Origin of the sequence: Photobacterium rosenbergii (assembly GCF_003026455.1) — a bacterium.
In the GTDB taxonomy this organism is placed as follows: Bacteria; Pseudomonadota; Gammaproteobacteria; order Enterobacterales; family Vibrionaceae; genus Photobacterium; species Photobacterium rosenbergii.
This window is the reverse complement of the sequence record NZ_PYMB01000041.1, coordinates 1-21572: the sequence shown is the minus strand read 5'-3', so window position 1 is coordinate 21572 and position 21572 is coordinate 1. Positions and strand designations below refer to the sequence as shown.

Genomic DNA, 21572 nt, shown 5'->3' with positions numbered 1-21572 from the left:
GTCCTGGGTCCTGGGTCCTGGGTCCTGGGTCCTGCACAGGATGTTGAAAGGCTATTAAGCGTCAAGCAGTGTTTTTGCTTTTTGCTCTGCCTAGGTCCTAGGGCCCGCTCTTCCGAGGGCCGGTTCTTATTGTGAGAAATTTGTGAGAATTTTTGGAGAGTCCTGCAAGATTTGCCCGCCATAGTGAAGGTAACTCACCAACACAGGGAAAGAACAATGAACAAAACAGTTACGGCCCTCTCTTTAGCAGCGGTTTTGATGAGCGTTGGCCAAGCCCAAGCAGCAGAAATTGACGTCACTATTACCAATGCGACCAAAAACATTTACTTCACCCCTTTATTGGTTGCCGCGCATAGTAGCGATATTTTCTTGTTCCGCAGCGGTCAAGCTGCCGGTTCTGAAATTGAGCTAATGGCTGAAGGCGGGGATATCGGCCCATTGTCATCCCTTGCTAGTAATGCAGGCGCTGTGGTGGTTGCCGATCCTGCGAGCGGTATTCTTAATCCTGGGGATTCAGCCACAGCCAGCATGGATACCGGCGATGCCGATAGCTTGACTATCACCGCCATGCTGCTGCCAACCAATGACGGCTTTGTCGGTTTGGATAGCTGGCCTATCCCATCAACTCCGGGTACCTATACCGTCCGGCTCAATGGTTATGATGCCGGTACCGAGGCCAACGATGAACTGGCAGGCAGTATGCCTAACCCACCGTTCATTAACTTCGGCACTGGCGGTACAGGGGTAGAAACAGCGGTCACCAACGACACCGTCCATATTCACCCAGGCAACCTCGGTGATACCGACCCTGAAGGCGGCCTCAGTGATATCAGCAGTACAGCCTACCGCTGGCTCAACCCGGTTGCTGTCGTTACCGTTACCGTGAAGTAAGGAGGCAGCATGAAAAACTATCGCTTACTCTTGCTTGCGGCCTCTGTAGGTCTCTTGGCCGGTTGCCCAACTGACTCGGACAACGATGACCCGACTCCGCCAGAAGAAACACTCGCTACCTTTAATGTCGAGGTCAAGAACACCGCTGCCAACCAACCGCTGTCGCCATTGGCAGTGATCGGCCACAGCAGCGACTATCAACTGTTCACTATCGGCCAACCGGCATCAGAAGCTCTGGAAATGTTGGCAGAAAGTGGGGACAACAGTGCACTACTTAGCGAACAGGCTAATGGTATATCGCTACAGGTCGAGGGAAGTGGCGTGATCCTACCTGCGAGCAGTGACACCGTTACGGTAACGATGGATACCTCAGTATCACCTTACCTGTCAGTGGCGAGCATGCTGGTTAATACCAACGATGGCTTTGTGGCTGAAACGGCAACAGACCTAGCTTCGTTGGCTGTGGGCGAGAGTGTTCGCATCGCGATGCCGGTATGGGATTCAGGTACCGAAGCCAATGATGAAGCTGCAGATACTATTCCGGGTCCCGCTGCTGGCGGTGAAGGCTTCAACAGCGAGCGTGATGATAACGACCGTGTCTCTTTCCACGCCGGCGTGATCAGCAAAGATGATGGTTTGGACACCTCGGTGCTTAATGCCACCCATCGTTTCCTGAACCCGGCAGCCCAACTGATCATCACCCGCACCGAGTAAAATAGATAACCCACCCATTCTCATTTTTGAGTGAAAGTTATCTGGTTATGTCCGGTCATCTGAGGGAGTACGCTCCTTCAGATGTTTGGACATGACAATGAACTTAGCCGAAAAACAGGTACCCGCCGCTATGATCCTCATCGTCGAAGATGACAATGATCTTGCTGATCTGATCAATATGCACCTGTCCTTCCAAGGGCATGATGTTGTTCGCGTCACATGCTTGGCGCAAGCCAAAAAAGCATTGGCCGAACAGCCATTCGACCTGCTCGTTCTCGACCGTGGGTTGGAAGACGGTGATGGCTTAAGCTTGTGCCAAGGGATCCGCCAGCACCAGATAGGCAATCAGCCATGGTTGCCAGTACTTGTGCTCACAGCCAAAGATGCCGAAAAAGACAAGGTGGAAGGCCTCGAGTCTGGTGCTGATGACTACCTGACTAAGCCTTTTAGCGTTCTGGAATTCCAAGCCCGAGTCAGGGCTATGCTGCGCCGCCAGCACTTCAGCAAAGAAGAGGCGGTCAATGATCCGGACCTTACTTCAGGCAACTCGGACGATCGCATGGAAAGTGTTCTACGCTTCGGTGATTTGATCATCAACCCTGTTACCCATCAGGTTGAATTCAAGCACAGCTCTATCTCGCTCACGGCCACCGAATTTACCTTGCTGCATTTTTTGGCCAAGCGACCAGGCCGGGTATATAGCAAGGATGAGTTACTCGATGCTGTTTGGCAGACCCAGTTTTCCGGCTACCACCACACTGTCTGTAGCACCATCAACCGCCTTAGGACCAAACTCAATGCTAGCAACGATGATCACCAATACATCCACACCGTCTGGGGTGTTGGCTATAAGTTCGAAGCCTAAAAACCGATAAGCAAACGGCCAAATATCAGGAACTAGAGCACAAATACAAGAGGTTAGGAGAAGCAATGAATTACAAAATCAGACTCGTGCTGCTCACCGGTTGTTGGTTCATCCTGTCTATTCTGGTCATTGGCAGCTTGTTCAACTATCAGCAGGCTTATGTCGAACAGCGCACCCAACAGAACCTGCACCGTGAACTTGCCGCGCACATGCGAGACGACAGCCCCTTGATGGAAGGCAGCGACTACAACCCCAAGGCACTCAAGTCTATTTTCCACACCTTGATGCTGCTTGGTCCTGATTTTGAAATTTACTTTCTCGATAATGAGGGCAATATCAAAAGCCATGCCGCCCCCGAAGGTAAAGTGCTGACCCAACAGGTCAGCCTCACTCCGATTAACGCCTTCCTCTCCGGTAAGCCTTTCCCTATTCTGGGCGATAATCCGCGTAATACCTCGCACCAGAAAGTTTTCTCAGTCGCACCGATTATGGAGGGTGATACAACACTCGGTTATCTCTATGTAGTCATTGGTAGCGAACAACGTGCCTTGGCGGCGCAGTTTAGTGATTTCGATGCAATACTTCACTCCCCTGTAGCCTGGGTCGCTGCCGCAGCGTTGGTACTTGTGCTCGGCTTTAGCCTGAGTGTCTACCAACTAACCAAGTCGACATTGCTCACCCCTATCAGGCAAGTCACCCAAGATCTAAACAAACAGGCTAAAAACGGCTACCGCCTGAAACCCGAAGCCATGCTCAATGTAGCGGAGTTAAAACCTATCGCCAAACAGATGTACCTGATGGCAAGAACCATATCCCAGCAGTTCCTTCAGCTCGAGCACCAAGAGCAAAAGCGGCGCGAATTGCTGGTCCAGCTTAGCCATGATCTCAAAACACCACTCGCCAGTGTGCTCGGTTATTTGGAAACCTGGCAAATCCAAAGCGACCAGCCCGACCCGCTAATCAATACCGCCCAGCGCAATGCCCAAAAGCTATCGGAATTGTTATCGCAGCAAATTGATATCGCCCGTCAGCAATCGGTGATGACAGAGCCGAAATTTGAAGCCTTAAAGCTCGGTCATATTCTTCAAGATGTGATAGATACCATGCAGCCAGAGGCAAGCAGAAAACGTGTTGAGCTGGCAATCAAGCTGCCAAAGCAGGATGCAGTGTTCGGCGATCGGCAGTTATTGCAACGGCTGTTTACCAACCTTTTTGATAACGCCATCAGACATGCCCCCTCTTCAAGTACGGTGCAGTTAACCATAAGCGCTGCGCCAATCGGGCTGGGCATATCACTGGAAAATGATATTGATCCTCAGGCCCCGCAAGGCAGCATGGGGCTGGGAACCAAGATAATCCAATCTATCTTGATGCTACATCAAAGCCAGTTGAACACCAGGCAGGAAGCACAACATTACGAGCAATCCTTCAGCCTTCCTCTTCCCACCTAGTCACCACTTCTCCTGAAGCGGAATGAGGAAGGCGCTTTTTATCTCAGGCTTACGCTGTAATCTAGCCCTTATAGCGTAAGCCTTTCTCCCAACTCGCGGGCCATCGCATCATCCACCACTGGCTGAACGGTAATATCCATATCATTGTTCCATTTCAATGCATAAGCGGTGACCGCCTCTGCACTGTCAGACTCGACAATACAGACGCCCGTGCCGCTGACCAAATCATGCCAACGACCAATTAACTTGATATCTGGCCCCATCACGGCCTTGTCTTGCTCTTCGCTAATCTGAGCAAAATGGGCCAGTACCGGATGTAGGCGTCCTTGGTATAACTGCCAACTGATAAGGAAAGTCATGGGATACCTCTTCAATCACGCATCAAACGTGATGAGAGTATAGTCACAGATACCCAAACCATTTTAGTTCGGCTGGGTATCTGCTGTTTGCAAAATAGGAATCAAAAATGGAAGGAAAGGTAGCTATCGCACAAGACACTGAGACTTTCATAGAAAAACAAAACGTTGGATATACTGGAAGAAACGGGTACGTTTGAGACTGCGAATTTTATCGACCGCTTCTTGCTTTTTCAGGCACTGGCTATCACACATCTCAGCAATTTTAGAGCGGTCCCCTGACGTCAGGCGGTAGATTTCACGCTCGATAATATTCATGCACTCTGACTTGGTATAACCAAGGGCTTGCAGCTCATGTACGGCTGGCATATCAATACTGGACAGTTTCATTGTCTTTCTCCTTTACAGAGAATTTAGAAATACACAGATATGTTCAGCATAATTTATGCCGATATTTCCCCATTTTGTGAAAACCTACTCAAGCAAAACGCGCCTGACAATCTGATGACACACCCATCTGCACCATTCTATATATTCCGCCGAAACAAATTCGGCAGGAATTATCATGAAAAGCAATACGTTACTCCTACCTTTGGTACTGAGCACATTACTTGTCGGCTGTGGTTCAGACAGCAATGACAATACACCGACTCCAACAGAAGCAACTTTGAACTTTGGTGTGATCAACCAAATTAACTCACCGGTAATAGCAAACAAGAACCTAATCGAGACCAGTGATTACAGCAATGCAAACTGCAACCACGAGAAATGTCTCGATGACATTGACGAAGCAGTCATTGCCTTCAATTATGTTTTCCTAAAAAAAGTGGGTGGTAGTGGCAGTGATGACGCAACCTGCGATCAAACTGGCGAATGTGAGGCTTACCACATCACCTTTGAAGAAGAAGCCAATGAACTTCGCATGATCGATGTCATGAATGCCAACGGTGGCAATGCCTACCCACTATTCCAAGACCTGAAGTTATCACCAGGCGACTACGAAATGTGCCTGTATATCAATGGAGAAAGCGGTTCTGGTGCACAAGTTGAGGTAGATTATGACTCTCACGTACGTGACATTGACGGAAGCTACCTCCACCTCAGTTCACCAAGCCAAGGTTCGTGTGCCGGTGCCAAGCCGCCTCATAACGCACGCCCAACCGGTCGTTTGGTCAGCCAACCATTTACAGTACAAAAGGGATATAACAACCTGGCATTCTGGTTTAACCTCGAAGAAACTCTTCAATACAACAGAAATCAGGGTTGGCGTTTCCTAGGTAAAAAAGATTTTGAAATCGTCCATGTGGATGATATTGAACCACGGTTAGGGCATATTCGCGGCACTATTGATATCGACACCATCCAAAGCTTGTGTCATGAGAGTGGCCTTGATGCTAAGGATGAAGTATACCTCTACCGTGGCGCTACCGAACAAAACCAAATGCTAGGCTTCCACGACCCTCGCCTTGGAAATGAGGGCGAACGTCGCCCACAAGAGTCAGCTCCAGTAGCCGTTCCTCTCATTACCGATCCATCAGGCATGAATGCACACTTTAGCTTCAGTGATGTGTATGCGGGTACTTATGCTGTGGGTTATACCTGTACCGCCCAATACGATAATGAAGATGATAACGGTTATGGCTTTGAGATCTATGACTCAATCAATAACATCATCATCAATCCAGGGCGCACAACAAACGTCGACTTCACTCTGTAGGCATCGACTAGACACAAAAAAGGCCGCTTAGCGGCCTTTATTCTCATTTGTGCATGACTACCCAATACTGATCTCGCCATTTCTAACTTTTTTGCAGAACTGGGAGTAGTCATGACTGTAGGCACAAAAGGCCTGCGGCAGGGTCGAGCCGGTCAAGAATTCATCAAACGCCTGGCGGGTACCTTCAGGCAATGCTGTTGGATCAACGACTTTGAAAGGCGTATCCGGTATTGAGAACTCTTTGAGGTTCGGTAGCAAGGAGTCAAAATCTGTAGCCATAGAATCATCACCCTTAACAGTAGTGTTCACGATGCCCTCTGATTATAGCCAATCCTACCGCGCTCAAAACCTCTGTTTGCCCCCGTGTATCTGCTCTATCAGGTAATCGATAAACACCCGTACCTTCGGCGAGACCATTTCCCGCTTGAGGTATATCGCATACGTTGCCGTTGGCGTTGCTTGGGGGCTGAAATGATAGTCAGGTAATACCTGCTGCAACCGTCCGCTTTTTAGTTCATTAGCCACCGCCCAATGTGGAATCAGTGCAATACCGCAATGGCTGAGCAATAACTGCTTTTGCCCATTGACGGTATTCACCTCCAGTCCATTGCCGATAGCTAATTTCTCAAGTGGCTCCCCCATCAAATACCAGTGCTGCCAGCCTGCATATCCATATCGAATACATTGGTGATCGACCAATTCTTCTGGGGTGGAAAGGCTAGAACCTGTCTCCAAATACTCAGGGCTGGCACAAAGAATGAAATCGTTATCTTGCAGCTTCCTAGCAACTAAAGACGAGTCCGCCAACTCTCCACTTCTTATCGCCACATCAATATTATCTTCTATCAAATCCTTGACCCGCTCACTAAGCTCAAGGCTGATTTCAACCTCGGGGTAGCGCTGCCTGAACCCATTAACCAATGGCAAGATCACCGCTTCGCCGTAGCCAACCGTTGAGCTGACCACCAGTTTCCCCTTGGGGATATCCTGCAGATCATTAATCGTCCTGCGAGCCTCATCAAGGCTCGCCACAATATGCTGCGAGTAACTGTAAAAAGTCTTGCCAGCTTCTGTGAGCGAAACAGTGCGGGTATTGCGGTTAATCAACCTCACCCCAAGCTCTTCTTCCAGTGCCGCCAACTGGCGCGATACCGATGACGGTTGGACATCGAACACCCGGCTTGTCTCTGAAATGCTGCCGGTTTCTACCACAGCATTGAAATATTGAAGTCGCTTAATCATCACTATCCCCTCTTCAAGGCACCATTTTATCAAAGCATGCATTGCTTAAAAGGCAAAATACACTTGCCTTTTGATGCATGGATTGCACTTATCGCAAACAATAGACTGGCCCTGCTTCAACAAACGAGGGTAAAACGATGAAAGCGATGATTATTGATTCTCTGGGCGACGCCAATGTATTCCAACAAGTTGAGCGTGATAAACCCAAAGCCAAGGCTGGACACCTTGTAGTCGAGGTAAAAGCAACGAGTGTTAATCCACTTGATACTATGCTTCGCTCTGCAGAAACACCTTGGTCGGCCAACCTACCGGAGATCTTACATGGTGATGTTGCCGGGATTATCGTAGAGGTAGGTGAAGGCATTGACCATTTCAAGGTTGGGGATGAAGTCTATGGCTGTGCAGGTGGTATTGTCGGAATAGACGGCGCACTGGCCGAATACATGCTGGTCGATGCTGATTTGATGGCACTTAAGCCTAAGTCACTCTCCATGCGTGAAGCTGCCGCACTGCCATTGGTTTCTATTACCGCCTGGGAAGCCCTAGTCAGCAAAATGCACATCAAACCTAGCGACAATGTGCTGATCCACGGCGCCACCGGCGGTGTCGGTCATATTGCTATCCAATTGGCTAAAGTGCTAGGTGCAACGGTTGCCACCACCTCGCTGGAGAAAAACCTCGCCACAGCCCAGACACTGGGGGCCGACCACATTATCAATGCCGAACAACAATCGGTTGAAGACTACACCAACCAATTGACGGATGGACTAGGTTTTGATGCCATCTTTGACACCATTGCCGGAGAGCATATTCAAAACAGCTTTAAGGCAGCCCGTTACAACGGCAAAGTAGCCACTATCCTGCCAATCAGTGACCCGCTGCAAGTAGCATTGAAAGGGTTGAGTTTTCACAGTGTACTGATGCCAATCCCACTGGTTTATGGCATCAACCGTAAAGCCCACGGGGAAATCCTGACCCATATCGCCAAGCTCGTCGATGAAGGGCAGATCAAACCGCTGATTGATGAAAGCCAATACAGCATCTGGGAAGTCGCCAAAGGCCACCAGCGTTTAGAATCGAAACAAGCCGTCGGTAAAGTGGTGCTAACTGCAAAATAAGGCTTTTAACCTCAGCTCTACAGCTTTTACAAAAAGGATCATTGAACACTTTTTGACCGGCACGTATTATTCGTGCTGTTCACGTTCATTAGACATGTTTCCTTTTTATGTATCTAGTTTCTAGACTTGGTGCCCCTCGCTGCTCCGTCAGCTGAGGGGATTTTTTTATCTGGGGAAAGGTAAAACGAGACTCGCCGCTTAGTCAGGCATCTGATTATTTACCACCAACTTAGGCCAATGCTCGAGCCAGTTCTTGTTCCTGACCCGCTCGGCAAACAGTGAGTGTGGCCGCTTAGGGTTGGGATTGAGTTGCAACGCCAACAAGGATTCGAAACCAAACGCTGCAGTACATTCATACTCCCCTTGGCTGTCTAGCCGAACACCGACCGCCGTTTCCTTCTCAGGCCAATAACTCATCGCATCCAGCGTACCGCGGTAAGGACTGTCACCATTGCGAAAGTGCATCAAGGCTTGGTTGCGCACCTGCCAGTTAAATAGCGGTAGCATTTGCGTCAGTTGACGCTCATAAACCAGATATTGGTTGGGATCGTCTTCACCTGGGTCAAAATACACCACATCCACATCATTGAGCGGGGTTGCTTCGCTGTAACCGTGGAGGTGATCCCAGACTAGATTGCGGACAAACCCCGCCGCCAAGTAGCATTGAGGGAGATTTAGTTGCCGAGCGCATTGCAACGCCCGAATCCGAAGTAAGTCCCTTTCAATCAACTGAATAATGAAATCCACATTAGGCTCTTATATAAATGTCTAAGAAAAAAGTATGCCTGTTTCTCTATAAAATTACATAAAACACACAGAATGTGTTGCGCATGCAACAAATGTAAACTAGACCAACAATTGTTATTTGAGATCACGGTTCCAGTAATTTCTTAACCACTGCTGAATAACATTAAAATACAAGCACTTATCAACTCCATCAAGATTTTATTCGGCCCAAAGCAAGATGTAATCGAAATCATCAGAAGAGTTATCAATAAAGCATAACCAATATCAATATTTCTTATCTAAATTCTCCGTGCACGCTAATTTTTGCTCGCTATAAGTCATTGTTATAGATATAAATTATTCGCACCATCTCCTCTTCCAACTTATCTGGTTTCATATACACTCCCACGAAAATATTTAATAAAAACAGCGATATGCAAAATATCGCTCGTAACAAATAACTCTATATCATTCAAAAGGGAATATTGTGAAAAAGTTAAGTCTACTAGCCGTTTCAATGGCCGCTATTTTGGCTGGTTGTAATTCAAGCAGCAGTTCATCTGGTGGTGACAATGGTGGCGGCGAAACTGAGATCTCCGGTCGTTTTATCGATGCCGCTGTTGAAGGCATGTACTACACAACAAGCTCTGGCAAGAGTGGGGTAACAGGTGTAGAAGGTGAGTTTGATGCAACGTCGACAGATACCATAACTTTCTACATTGGTGGCGAAAACGGCCTGAAAGTGGGTGCCGCCTCAGCAAGGGACGTACTGACTCCATTTGAAGCAGCTGGTAAATACAACCGTGCACTTAACCTGGCGATTTTGCTGCAGTCAATTGATAACCATTTTGGCACAGCTGGTAACGGCCTTATCTCTATCCCTGATGAACTGAAATTCCCGGATGCAGAAACACTCGAAGAGATCGGTTTTATCAACTTAGACTCTCGTGCAACAGTCATCGACTTCCTTGATTTCTTGGGCTTGGCCGCTAATGAGATTGCTGATGAAACAGAAGCATTAGCCCACATGGAAGATGCTTTCGGTTCGATGGCTCGCGGTTCTGATGCTGACAACCCGTTCAGCAAGAAAGACGGCAAGTTTGTCCGCAATATCAGCGTTACCCAGTATGATACAACTAACCAAGGTTTCACTTTCGTCCACGCTGACAAGATGCTTGAGAATGAGTTGTTCCACCAAACCCGTGGAATGTCATTCATGGACCTGCAGCTAACACAGGCAAACTTGGTCATCCTTGAAGGCTCTAATGATACGACTTTCTCAAGCGGCGCAGCTTCAGAGTACCTAAACTGTATCGCCTCGGGAGGAGAATTTGTCCATGATTCAAACGGCACTGATAATGAATGTCATGGCGGAAACCTTGATGGAAATTACACTCTGACAGGTAACAAATTCCATTACAACCTGCTCAACCCATATGAAGCCGAGGAAGAAAATTTAGTCATGCCTTGGGCTGAAATCGAAGGCCGTACAATGATGCCTCTTTCCGCTTCAACCATTAAAGAGCTGAACCACTACAGCGCAGAAAAGCTCGTCGACGACGCTGATGAAGAAGACAAAGATGAAGGTCTTGAATTCTGGCAAATTGAGACGGCCTCTGGTTCTTACGATCCAGTGACTGGCGTTTATACCGAAATCATGAAAAAAGACCAATTGTCTGGTACCGGTTGTGATCAAGACATAGATTCATGTCCATCATACCGCCAGACTGAGAGCGTATCTTTCTGGTATGAAGTTGATAAGGCCGGTGAAGAGCGTTACGTTGACTTCAAAGGGACATGGGAAGACAAGCAAACCTGTGACAATGGTGAAGTCGCCACAATGAAACTTGTTTTCGACGCAACGGGAGCGACGGTTTCAGGTACAGAGTGTAACGGTAACGCAGCAGTGGACCTTGATGAAGAATCATACACTTACGCAGAACTGGCTGATATCGATTACTGGTGGTTCAACCAATCAGGTCGTGAGTCTCAGGCCACATTGACCGAACTAAACACCGTTGTGCGCTTTTGTGATGTTGATGATTACAAGCCAGGTGATGCTTGCGACATCAACGACCAATTCTTTGTTAAGTGGGAATACCAACCTGCCGGCACAGATTGGGATGAGGGTTTGCTTATCCGCACCAAGATGACAACATCAGGTAATATCGCCTCGACCAGTAGCATGCAGAAAATCAGCAAATAATCCTGATTAATACTTACAAAGCCTTGTCACTGACGAGGCTTTGTTTTATCTGTGTTAGCCGAGACTCTATCCGTAAAAACGAATTAAACGATCTTTACCCCAGCAGGCATCATGCGCTCAGGGGTAAGCAACACACTTTCAGACTCATCATCGGTTTCGGCACAAAGCAGCATACACTCAGAAGTTTCACCACGCATCTTGGCTTTTGCCAGATTACACAATACGACTACCTGCTTACCCATCAATTCTTCCTCGGTGTAATAAGGCACCAAGCTAGTCACGGTCTGAAGTGTTTTTTCACCGACATCGATTTGCACAATATAGAGCTTGTCGGCATTTTGATGACGGGCGACTTCAATGATTTTACCAGTGCGGATCTCCAACTTGGCGAAATCTGAATAAGCGATAGTTTCCATTGAGCATTTCCTTATCAAGTAAAATTTACTAAAACACCTTTAACTTACCAGAAGTCATGCAGATGGCAAGCGCCTCTGTCTCCTTTGTGTACGATGCGCACATATCCACACCAGCATTCCCGTATAGCTCTACAGTTTATGCGAAATGATTTTAGTAAAACGTAGAACTCCCCCTTGTAGTATGTTTAAAATAGTAAAATTGATAGACCGCTCACGGTGAGTGAGCCTTGCCAATGGATACAAGTAAATGGCGACACTGAAAGACATCGCGACGGAAGCGGGCGTATCTCTGGCGACGGTATCACGGGTTCTCAACGATGACCCGACACTAAGCGTCAAAGAAGAAACCAAGCACCGAATCCTCGAAATCGCTGAAAAGCTGGAATACAAAACCAGCAACGCCAAAGCCCTAGCAACCAGCAAAAAGCAACAACAGCACTTCATGGCTGTTTACAACTACAAGCAGGAAGCCGAGGTCAACGACCCGTACTACCTCTCTATCCGCTATGGTATCGAGACCCAGTGTAGTAAGCTTGGCATAGAGCTAACCAACTGTTACAACGGTGAAATAGCCAATGAAAACAGCAAGGTTAGCGGCATTATCCTCGTGGGCCGCAATAGTTCAAAAGTGCTTGAGAAAGTAAAAAGCCTTTCCGACAATATTTGCTTTGTTGATTTCAGTGATACCCACTCACCTTATGATTCTGTCGATATTGACTTAGCAAGGGTCAGCAAGGAAATCACCGACTTTTTCATTGAACAGGGCTATCAACGCATCGGCTTTATCGGTGGTCAGGATTTACCGGATGTCGCAGATATTCGCGAAGAGGCCTTTGCAGAATACGGTCAGCTCAAAGGGGTGGTGTCCAACAAAGATATCTATCGCGGCGAGTTCACCAGTTCTTCCGGCTATGATTTGGCAAAAGAGATGCTGGCGACCGGCGATTACCCTTCGGCCTTGTTTGTTGCTTCCGACTCTATTGCCATTGGCGTACTGCGAGCTATCCACGAGCACGGCCTCAAGATCCCCGAAGATATCGCTTTAATCAGCGTCAATGATATCCCGACCGCTAAGTTTACCTTTCCGTCATTGTCTACCGTTCGTATTCACTCAGAAATGATGGGGATTCAAGGGGTCAACTTGCTCGTCGAGAAAATCCGTGACGATAGGACGCTACCGCTGCAAGTCTATGTCCCAAGCCAGCTAAAGCTGCGTGACACCACAAAGCGTAATTAAGCTTTCCCGTCACGATCAATTGTATTATAAAGCGCTGATATAAAGCGCTTTTTTAATATCTGAGATAAATGCCCAGCGTGCAAACTTCCCTGTTGTTCACTTCCTCAACCGAGCTAAACCCTTCCCCACTGAATTTCTTAATCACCATCACACTATTGAGCAAAGCAATAGTAAAAATCGTGATCGAGTTAAAGCATCCAGTTTTTACTGATTCTATTTAGTAAAACTTTTACTAAACTGATTTGCAAGTTACCTGACCAACGTTCTGGTCATGGCAGAAAAATACATCGGTATTGAACCGGAGGCATTTCGTGAACAATTGGGAAAACTTCCTTCACCTACATGAGAACCGTCTTGCACCACGTGCATACTTCTTCTCTTACAACTCCCTATCAAGCGCACAAACTTTCCAGCGTGAGCTTAGCAGCAACTTCATGTTGCTCAGCGGCCAGTGGCAGTTCCAATATTTCAACCACCCGCTGTTGGTACCAGAAGAGTTTTACTCGCAGCCTATGGCTGACTGGGGCCATATCACTGTCCCTAACATGTGGCAGATGGAAGGCCATGGCGACCTGCAATATACCGATGAGGGTTTCCCTTTCCCTATCGATGTTCCGTTCGTCCCAACCGACAACCCGACCGGTGCCTACCAGCGTACCTTCACACTAGGTGCCAACTGGCAAGATAAGAAGACCATCATCAAGTTTGATGGTGTTGAGACCTACTTCGAAGTCTATGTTAACGGCGAGTATGTCGGCTTTAGTAAAGGCAGCCGCCTAACTGCTGAATTCGACATCAGCCAATACGTCCAACAAGGTGACAACTTACTTTCTGTCCGTGTCATGCAGTGGGCCGATTCCACCTACATTGAAGATCAGGACATGTGGTGGACAGCAGGGATCTTCCGCGATGTGTACCTTGTCGGTAAAGAACAAGTGCATGTTCAGGACTTCACGGTTCGCACCGATTTTGCGGAGAACTACCAGCAAGCCACGCTATCTTGTGCCGTCGAAATCGAAAACCTGTCTGCGTCTCAAGCGTCAGGTTTTGCCCTTGAATACGCGCTATATGACAAGGGCCAGATCATTGCCGAGGGCGCGTGCTCTCACCTAGTTATCAATGCTAATTCACAGGTGCAGGCCCAGACACAATTTGCCATCGAGTTGGATAATCCAATCCATTGGACTGCGGAAAACCCTTACCTTTACCAGCTTGTCCTGACGCTCAAAGACAAGAAAGGCAATACCGTGGAAATCATTCCGCAGCGTGTCGGTTTCCGTGATATCAAAGTGCGCGACGGCCTGTTCTATATCAACAACCAGTACGTAATGCTGCATGGTGTCAACCGTCACGATAATGACCATCTCAAAGGCCGTGCCGTCGGCATGGATCGTATCGAAAAAGATCTGATCCTGATGAAGCAGCACAACATCAACTCTGTCCGCACTGCACACTACCCGAACGACCCTCGCTTCTACGAACTGTGTGACATCTATGGCCTATTCGTCATGGCCGAGACCGATGTTGAAACCCACGGCTTTGCCAATGTCGGCGATCTGTCCCGCATCACCGATGATGCTGAGTGGGAAACCGTATTTGTTGACCGTGCAGTACGCCATGTTCACGCCCAGAAAAACCACCCTTCGATCATCATGTGGTCGCTGGGTAACGAATCAGGTTACGGCTGCAATATCCGCTCAATGTATGCCGCCACCAAGGCGATTGATGACACCCGTTTGGTGCACTACGAAGAAGACCGTGATGCGGAAGTGGTTGATGTCATCTCCACCATGTACTCCCGTGCCCAACTGATGAACTACTTCGGCGAGCATCCGCACCAAAAGCCACGCATCATCTGTGAGTATGCCCATGCTATGGGTAATGGCCCGGGCGGCCTGACCGAATACCAGAACGTGTTCTACCAGCACGACCATATCCAGGGGCATTACGTCTGGGAGTGGTGTGACCACGGCATTTTGGCCCGTGATGAAAACGGTACAGAGTTCTACAAGTACGGCGGTGACTACGGCGATTACCCAAACAATTACAACTTCTGTATGGACGGCCTGATCTACCCAGATCAAACACCGGGCCCTGGCCTTAAAGAGTACAAGCAAGTCATTGCGCCAGTGAAGATCCGTGCCATCGACGAGCAGGCTGGCAAGTTCCTGATCGAGAACAAACTGTGGTTCTCTGATCTTAACGACTACACCATCACTGCAGATGTCCGTGCCGAAGGTGAAACCCTGCGCACCGTTCAGTTCAAGGTTGAAGACCTTGCTGCCAACTCAAGCCGTGAAATCACGATTGCTATTCCTGAACTGGACCAGCGCGAAGTATTCATCAACTTCACCGTCCGCAAAGACAGCCGCACACTATACAGCACCGCCAACCACGAAATTGCGGTTTACCAGTACCTGCTCAAAGAAAGTACGGCTAACCAAGCGCGCTTTGTAAACCACAATGCGACACCTTTGATGGTGGAAGAAAACCGCCTAAGCACAGTGATCACCGGTCATAACTTTGCGCTGACCTTCTCGAAAATCAACGGCAAGCTGACCTCCTGGGTGGTCAACGGCGAAGAGCTTATCAAGTCAGAGCCTAAGCTGAACTTCTTCAAGCCGATGATCGACAACCACAAACAAGAACACGAAGGGCTATGGGAACCTGCCCACCTGCAAATTATGCAGGAGCACTTCCGCACTATCGACGTGGGTAGCAACAGCAACTCGGTTGAAATCACAACCACCAGCATCATTGCACCGCCGGTGTTTGATTTCGGTATGCGCTGTGAGTACCGCTACCAGATAAATGCAGAAGGCCAGCTCAACATTGAACTGAGCGGCGAGCGCTACGGCGATTACCCACATGTCATTCCGGTTATCGGCCTGGACTTGGGGATCAACGGTGATTTCGACCAGGTGAAATACTACGGCCGCGGGCCAGAAGAAAACTACCAGGACAGCAAACAGGCCAACCTGATTGATATCTACCAGAGCACTGTTGAAGACATGTTCGAGAACTACCCGTTCCCGCAAAACAACGGTAACCGCCAGCACGTTCGCTGGGCGGCGCTGACCAACCGTCACGGTGCTGGCCTGCTGGTCAAACCGCAGCAGGAAATCAACTTCAGTGCATGGTTCTACACCAACCAGAACCTCCATCAAGCCCAGCACACTATCGATCTGGCCAAGAGTGGCTACATCACCCTGAACCTTGACCACAAATTGATGGGCCTCGGTTCCAACTCTTGGGGAAGTGAAGTGCTCGACTCTTACCGGGTCTACATGGATGAGTTCCGTTACGGCCTCACCCTGATGCCATTACAGGCGGGAGACTGCAGCGCGCAAGCCATGGCTGGCCATGACTTCGGCAACCGCTTCTTCACCGCAACCTCTAACCAAAACAACCAGTAAACGAGGCGAGAATCATGATCGTGCTAGAGAGCCTAGAGCAATTCAAAGTGGTGTACCGCGATGGCCGTAAATGGAACCGCTGCGTAGAAGCGATTGAAAACATCGCCAATATCAAAGATGGCGTGATGCACTCCATCGGCGATTCGCTGGTTTACATGATTGAAGACGGTGTTGCCTGCAACACCGCCACCTTCGAAGGCAACCGCCGTTACTTCGACGTCCATTACTACCTGGAAGGCCGCGAAACCGTTGAGTTCGCTGAGAAGTCAGCGCTTGGCGTGGTGGAAGCCTACCGCGACGAAACAGACCGCGAGTACCTGCAAGGACAAGGCGAAACCCGCGAGCTGTACGAAGGCCAAGTGGTCATCTTCGACAACAGCAAAGCCTACCGCTTCCACGGTGACAACCGGGTACGCAAGGTCGTGCTGAAAGTAACCATCGAAGACGGCTACTTCCTAAATAAATAAACAAGACATTCAAAAAAATAATAACGGGAGGGCCCGGCGTCGGCCGGCCGCCCTTCCAGACCCTAGATATAACGTGACTCTTCGGAGATAAAAATGTCTGATACAAAACGTAATACGATAGGCAAATTTGGCTTGCTCTCCCTGACATTTGCGGCAGTTTTCAGCTTCAATAATGTCATCAACAACAACATTGAGATTGGCTTGGCCTCTGCGCCAATGTTCTTCCTGGCCACGCTCTTTTACTTCATCCCGTTCTGTTTGATCATTGCTGAGTTCGTTTCGCTCAACAAAGATTCAGAGGCTGGGGTTTATGCCTGGGTGAAAAGCTCACTCGGCGGCCGCTGGGCGTTCATCTCTGCTTATACCTACTGGTTCGTTAACCTGTTCTTCTTTACGTCGCTACTACCTAGGGTTATCGCCTATGCGTCGTACGCCTTCCTCGGTTACGAATACATCCTGACGCCATTTACCACCACGGCGTTGAGTATGATCCTGTTTGCTTTTGCCACCTATGTATCAACCAACGGTGCGAAAATGCTGGGTCCTATCACGTCAGTCACCTCTTCCCTGATGCTGCTACTGACCATGTCTTACATCTTGCTTTCGGGCGCAGCATTAATCGGCGGTGTCCAACCCGCAGACCCTATCACTGTTGAGGCGATGATCCCTGAGTTCAGCTGGGCTTTCCTCGGTATTACAACCTGGATCTTCATGGCTGCCGGTGGTGCTGAATCTGTCGCGGTTTACGTCAACGACGTCAAAGGTGGCTCCAAGTCTTTCGTCAAAGTGATCATTGTGGCGGGTATTATTATCGGTGCCCTGTATTCCGTGGCTTCCGTTCTTATCAATGTCTTCGTATCAAGCGATTTACTGAAATATACCGGCGGCTCGGTACAGGTCTTCGAAGGCATGGCGAGTTACTTCGGTCTACCGGAAATTCTGATGAACCGTTTTGTTGGCTTGGTGTCCTTCACAGCGATGTTTGGTTCACTACTGATGTGGACAGCAACCCCGGTAAAAATCTTCTTCTCTGAAATCCCAGAAGGCATCTTCGGCAAGAAAACCGTTGAGCTGAACGAAAACGGTGTCCCGGCCCGTGCGGCATGGGTACAGTACGCCATTGTCTTCCCGCTGATGGTTATCCCAACACTGGGCTCAGACACCGCACAAGACCTTATGAATACCGTGATCAATATGACGGCTGCAGCTTCAATGTTGCCACCATTATTCATCATGCTGGCCTACCTGAACCTACGCCTGAAACTCGACCACCTGGAGCGCGACTTCAAGATGGGCTCACGCAAACTGGGTATCGCCGTGGTGTCTGTCCTTATCGGCATCTTCTCTGTTGGGTTCTTGGCCTCAACCTTCCCGACCGGCGCCGACATCATGACCATCATTTTCTACAACGTAGGCGGCATCGTGATCTTCCTTGGCTTTGCATGGTGGAAGTACAGCCAGTACGAAAAATCACTGGGTGAGGAAGAGCGCCTCAAAGAAGCCGCGCCAACCCTAGCGACTGAGTAATCGATAACTCAGTAACCCATAAACCTGGCAGAGAAAGCCAATATCCAACTTTCTCTGCCAACACATTAACAAAGCCAGACAGCACTTAGCAATCACGGCCTATAACCGTAACGCGGATAACACAACCAGAACGACCAAATAGACACAGCAGCACTCTGCTGTTATACCCAAGTAACCTTCGGGCACCTCCAGGTTACTTAGGTATAACCACACAACATCAGGTCCTAACAGACACAATAACGGAGGACACAATGTCTGAATCCCTACGCGGCACGATTGGCAAGTTTGCGTTGCTATCGATGACCTTTGCGGCCGTATTCAACGTGCGCAACATCGTTAACAACAACATCGAGCTGGGCTTGAGCTCCGCACCTATTTTCCTGCTGGCAACCGTGGTCTACTTTATCCCCTTCGTGTTCATTATTGCCGAATTTGTATCGGCCAATAAGAACTCCGAATCGGGCATGTACGACTGGCTGAAAAAACCACTGGGTACCAAAGCAGCTTACCTTGGCTCTTTCCTTTACTGGTTCGTTAACCTGTTCTGGTTCGTCTCGCTACTACCGAACGTTATCGCCTACGCGTCCTACGCTATGCTGGGTTACGAATACACCTTCTCGCCAATGGTCACCTCGCTAATCTCAATCGTTTTGTTTGCGGCAGCTACCCATATCTCAACCAAAGGCGCTTCTTGGCTGGGTAAGATCTCCGAGATCGTCGCTTACGGTGTGTTTGCCCTATTCGGAATCTATGTCCTTGGTGCCTTGATGGCATTGAGCGGTGACTACACCCCAGCTCAGCCAATCACCATGGAAGCAATGAGCCCGACGATCAACTGGGCAACGCTGGGTATCATGTGCTGGATCTTCCAGGCTGCAGGCGGCGCTGAAACCGCAGCAGCATATCTCAACGATGTGAAAGGCGGCCATAAGTCATTCATCAAAGTGATCATTGCAGCAGGTGTGGTAATTGGTGCCATGTATGCTGTTGGCTCACTGCTGGTTAACGTCTTCGTTGCCCGCGAAGATTTGACCTACGCCGGTGGTATGGTTGAAATCTTTACCGGTATGGCGAACTACTTCGAGATTTCCCAGTCTCTGGTTGGCCGCTTTGTCGGTATCGTACTGTTCATTGCTATGTTTGGTTCGATGATGATGTGGACCGCCGCTCCGGTGAAAATCCACTTCTCTGAAATCCCGAAAGGCGTTTACGGTGAGAAGACAACCGAGCTTAACGAGCACGGTGTACCAGTCCGCGCCGCATGGTGGCAGTTCGCTTTCGTTTTCGTGATGCTTATCGTTAACGGTTTCGGCTCTGAGTCAGTACAGGACATGATGAACCAGGCCATCAACCTGACAGCGGGTACCGCAATGCTACCGCCAATCTTCATCATGGCTGCCTACTTCGTGTTCCGCTGGAAATACGATGATACCCCGCGTGACTTCCGCATGGGTTCGCGCAATGTCGGTATGGCGATTGTGTCTGTACTTATCGTTATCTTCGTGGTCAGTATGACGGCATCGGCCTTCCCAACAGGCGTTAACCTTGTCCGTGCGTTCTTCATCAATGTGTTCATGACCGCGGTATTCTCTGCCATTGCATGGTGGTGGATCTCACGCTTTGAAAAAAAGCAAGCGGGTAAGAGTGTTGAGGCTAAACAGGAAGCTGTGACGCAGTAAGCACTAACATCGCAACCAAGCAACAATGACACGATAATACAAACCCGCCTAATGGCGGGTTTTGTTATTTAGCTACCGATGATAGTTTTTGGCTCCAGCCAAACAGCACCACAACGAGGATAAAAGTTGCTGTCATTAAACCGGTTATTGGCATGACGCCAGCCCCCTCATAGACAGCGAACCCTGCACCGACAGACAATACGGCCCCGCCTCCGGTCATAATTGCCGCACCGAGGCCAGAGGCCGAACCTACCATCTCTGGCTTGACCATCAACATGCCCACCGTAGCATTAGGAAGGATTAAGCCATTGCCCAAACCAACCAAAGCCATAAGGCCGAAGAAAACAGTTGCGGTACTCATATGGGCAAAGCCCAGTACCAAAATAGCTATCAGACCAACAAGTGATAAAGCGATACCGGCAGCAATCATTTTTTGCATCCCAAACCGCTTTGAGAAACGGCCAGATAGGTAATTACCGACCAGATAACCTAATGGCGTGATGGCAAAATAAAGCCCGAATTCCGACGGAGACAGACCAAAGACCACAGAGCCAACCAACGGCCCCCCAGACAGAAATATAAAGAAGCTGCCGTTGGCAAACATGGTGATCAGGCAATAGGCCCAAAACCGGGAGTCCTTCAAAATACTTGGATAGTTTTTGAGTTGTGCGGCCAAAGAAGAATGGCTTTGCGGCGCGGTCTCCCCCATATCCCAGAAAGCCAACGCCGTTATCGCCAGACCCGCAACCAGCATCAGGACAAAACTAGATTGCCACCCCATCCACTCGCCCAGGAAACCACCTACGGTTGGGGCGACCATGGGAACCATCGACATCCCCATCATGATATAGCCAATCATGCTGGCTGATTCGTGCTCATCGGCAATATCACGGACAACGGCGCGGGCGATTACACCAGCGCTAACAATGACAGCTTGAATTGTACGGTAAAATAGAAACAAGTAAGCATTCGAAGTTAGGAGGCAGCCCAAGGTCGCAAGCAAAAACACCACACATGACCACAGCATCATGGTACGTCGCCCAAACCGGTCCGACAAAGGCCCAATGAAGAACTGCACTACGGCATTCATGGCAATATAGCCAGATACCGCAAACTGCATCACGCTGTATTCCACATTGAAATACTCCGCCATCTGCGGCAGCGAAGGCAGGAAGATACTGATCGACATCGCCGATAGCCCAGTCAGCATCATAAGGGTAAACATACTGGGAGGCGACAGCGGTAGCGCTACTGAGCGGCTATTTACATTCAAAGGAAAACCTATTTCGTTATACCAAGCTAAAGCTGCTCATTGTTGTAGAGAAGCAGCAAAATGCATAGGTCATTTCACGTCAGTTCAACCAACAGAAACAACAAGCCCAAACTTGCACCATCATGGCAAAAGCTCGATTTCGTCACCATGACTGGCTCACTTTTTGTTACAAAATAGGGGGTTAAGACAAAGGTGCTGGGTGCTGGGTGCTGGGTGCTGGGTGCTGGGTGCTGGGTGCTGGGTGCTGGGTGCTGGGTGCTGGGTGCTGGGT

The 21572-nt window shown here is 49.0% G+C and carries 19 protein-coding genes; 12 read left to right on the top strand and 7 right to left on the bottom strand.

Annotated features, from left to right (window positions below; genetic code table 11):
• The first annotated feature begins 216 nt into the window (after window positions 1-216).
• The 4 genes from C9J01_RS28415 (at window position 217) to C9J01_RS28400 (ending at window position 3921) form a co-directional block, all read left to right on the top strand.
• A complete protein-coding gene (locus tag C9J01_RS28415; protein WP_107301425.1) occupies window positions 217-891 on the top strand; it encodes a spondin domain-containing protein in 675 nt (224 codons plus the stop codon).
• 9 nt (window positions 892-900) lie between these two features.
• On the top strand, window positions 901-1605 hold the full coding sequence (locus C9J01_RS28410) for a spondin domain-containing protein (protein WP_107301424.1): 705 nt from the start codon (window positions 901-903) through the stop codon (window positions 1603-1605).
• Window positions 1606-1702: 97 nt separating this feature from the next.
• Window positions 1703-2470, top strand: coding sequence for a response regulator transcription factor (locus tag C9J01_RS28405; RefSeq protein ID WP_107301423.1), 768 nt, complete (start codon window positions 1703-1705; stop codon window positions 2468-2470).
• 65 nt (window positions 2471-2535) lie between these two features.
• Window positions 2536-3921: a sensor histidine kinase gene (locus C9J01_RS28400; protein ID WP_107301422.1), complete on the top strand. Its 1386-nt coding sequence runs from the start codon at window positions 2536-2538 to the stop codon at window positions 3919-3921.
• A 68-nt stretch (window positions 3922-3989) separates the two neighbouring features.
• Here the strand turns inward: C9J01_RS28400 and C9J01_RS28395 are convergent, their stop codons facing one another.
• Both C9J01_RS28395 and C9J01_RS28390 read right to left on the bottom strand, forming a co-directional pair.
• Entirely contained in the window at window positions 3990-4280 is a 291-nt protein-coding gene (locus C9J01_RS28395) for a DUF3303 domain-containing protein (RefSeq protein WP_107301421.1), read from the bottom strand.
• A gap of 147 nt (window positions 4281-4427) precedes the next feature.
• Window positions 4428-4667 (bottom strand): hypothetical protein, encoded by a 240-nt coding sequence (locus C9J01_RS28390; protein WP_107301420.1) that lies wholly within the window; start codon window positions 4665-4667, stop codon window positions 4428-4430.
• Window positions 4668-4842: 175 nt separating this feature from the next.
• On the opposite strand from C9J01_RS28390, the gene C9J01_RS28385 reads away from it, so the two are divergent.
• Complete coding sequence (locus tag C9J01_RS28385) at window positions 4843-5994, top strand: carboxypeptidase-like regulatory domain-containing protein (protein ID WP_107301419.1); 1152 nt, start codon at window positions 4843-4845, stop codon at window positions 5992-5994.
• Window positions 5995-6051: 57 nt separating this feature from the next.
• Here the strand turns inward: C9J01_RS28385 and C9J01_RS28380 are convergent, their stop codons facing one another.
• Together C9J01_RS28380 and C9J01_RS28375 are read right to left on the bottom strand one after the other, a co-directional pair.
• Window positions 6052-6273, bottom strand: coding sequence for a hypothetical protein (locus C9J01_RS28380; RefSeq protein WP_107301418.1), 222 nt, complete (start codon window positions 6271-6273; stop codon window positions 6052-6054).
• 63 nt (window positions 6274-6336) lie between these two features.
• On the bottom strand, window positions 6337-7236 hold the full coding sequence (locus tag C9J01_RS28375; protein WP_201797880.1) for a LysR family transcriptional regulator: 900 nt from the start codon (window positions 7234-7236) through the stop codon (window positions 6337-6339).
• A 137-nt stretch (window positions 7237-7373) separates the two neighbouring features.
• Here C9J01_RS28375 and C9J01_RS28370 point away from each other — a divergent pair, with 137 nt between their 5' ends.
• Window positions 7374-8354 (top strand): zinc-dependent alcohol dehydrogenase family protein, encoded by a 981-nt coding sequence (locus C9J01_RS28370; RefSeq protein WP_107301417.1) that lies wholly within the window; start codon window positions 7374-7376, stop codon window positions 8352-8354.
• A 198-nt stretch (window positions 8355-8552) separates the two neighbouring features.
• Here C9J01_RS28370 and C9J01_RS28365 read toward each other — a convergent pair whose 3' ends face one another.
• Window positions 8553-9101, bottom strand: coding sequence for a nucleotidyltransferase family protein (locus tag C9J01_RS28365; RefSeq protein WP_107301416.1), 549 nt, complete (start codon window positions 9099-9101; stop codon window positions 8553-8555).
• Between the two features lie 466 nt (window positions 9102-9567).
• Between C9J01_RS28365 and C9J01_RS28360 the strand changes: the two genes are divergently transcribed.
• Window positions 9568-11286: a hypothetical protein gene (locus C9J01_RS28360; RefSeq protein WP_107301415.1), complete on the top strand. Its 1719-nt coding sequence runs from the start codon at window positions 9568-9570 to the stop codon at window positions 11284-11286.
• Between the two features lie 83 nt (window positions 11287-11369).
• Here the strand turns inward: C9J01_RS28360 and C9J01_RS28355 are convergent, their stop codons facing one another.
• Window positions 11370-11702, bottom strand: a complete 333-nt coding sequence (locus C9J01_RS28355; protein ID WP_107301414.1) for a tRNA-binding protein — start codon at window positions 11700-11702, stop codon at window positions 11370-11372.
• A 247-nt stretch (window positions 11703-11949) separates the two neighbouring features.
• Here C9J01_RS28355 and ebgR point away from each other — a divergent pair, with 247 nt between their 5' ends.
• The 5 genes from ebgR to C9J01_RS28330 all read left to right on the top strand — a co-directional run bounded on the left by ebgR (window position 11950) and on the right by C9J01_RS28330 (window position 20028).
• A complete protein-coding gene (ebgR, locus tag C9J01_RS28350; protein WP_107301413.1) occupies window positions 11950-12939 on the top strand; it encodes a transcriptional regulator EbgR in 990 nt (329 codons plus the stop codon).
• A 311-nt stretch (window positions 12940-13250) separates the two neighbouring features.
• Window positions 13251-16355, top strand: coding sequence for a beta-galactosidase subunit alpha (gene ebgA, locus C9J01_RS28345; protein ID WP_107301412.1), 3105 nt, complete (start codon window positions 13251-13253; stop codon window positions 16353-16355).
• Between the two features lie 14 nt (window positions 16356-16369).
• Window positions 16370-16822: a beta-galactosidase subunit beta gene (locus tag C9J01_RS28340; RefSeq protein ID WP_107301411.1), complete on the top strand. Its 453-nt coding sequence runs from the start codon at window positions 16370-16372 to the stop codon at window positions 16820-16822.
• Window positions 16823-16915: 93 nt separating this feature from the next.
• Complete coding sequence (locus C9J01_RS28335; RefSeq protein WP_107301410.1) at window positions 16916-18349, top strand: amino acid permease; 1434 nt, start codon at window positions 16916-16918, stop codon at window positions 18347-18349.
• A gap of 251 nt (window positions 18350-18600) precedes the next feature.
• Window positions 18601-20028, top strand: coding sequence for an amino acid permease (locus tag C9J01_RS28330; RefSeq protein WP_107301409.1), 1428 nt, complete (start codon window positions 18601-18603; stop codon window positions 20026-20028).
• A 64-nt stretch (window positions 20029-20092) separates the two neighbouring features.
• Here C9J01_RS28330 and C9J01_RS28325 read toward each other — a convergent pair whose 3' ends face one another.
• On the bottom strand, window positions 20093-21301 hold the full coding sequence (locus C9J01_RS28325; RefSeq protein ID WP_237157077.1) for a multidrug effflux MFS transporter: 1209 nt from the start codon (window positions 21299-21301) through the stop codon (window positions 20093-20095).
• Window positions 21302-21572: the final 271 nt, after the last annotated feature.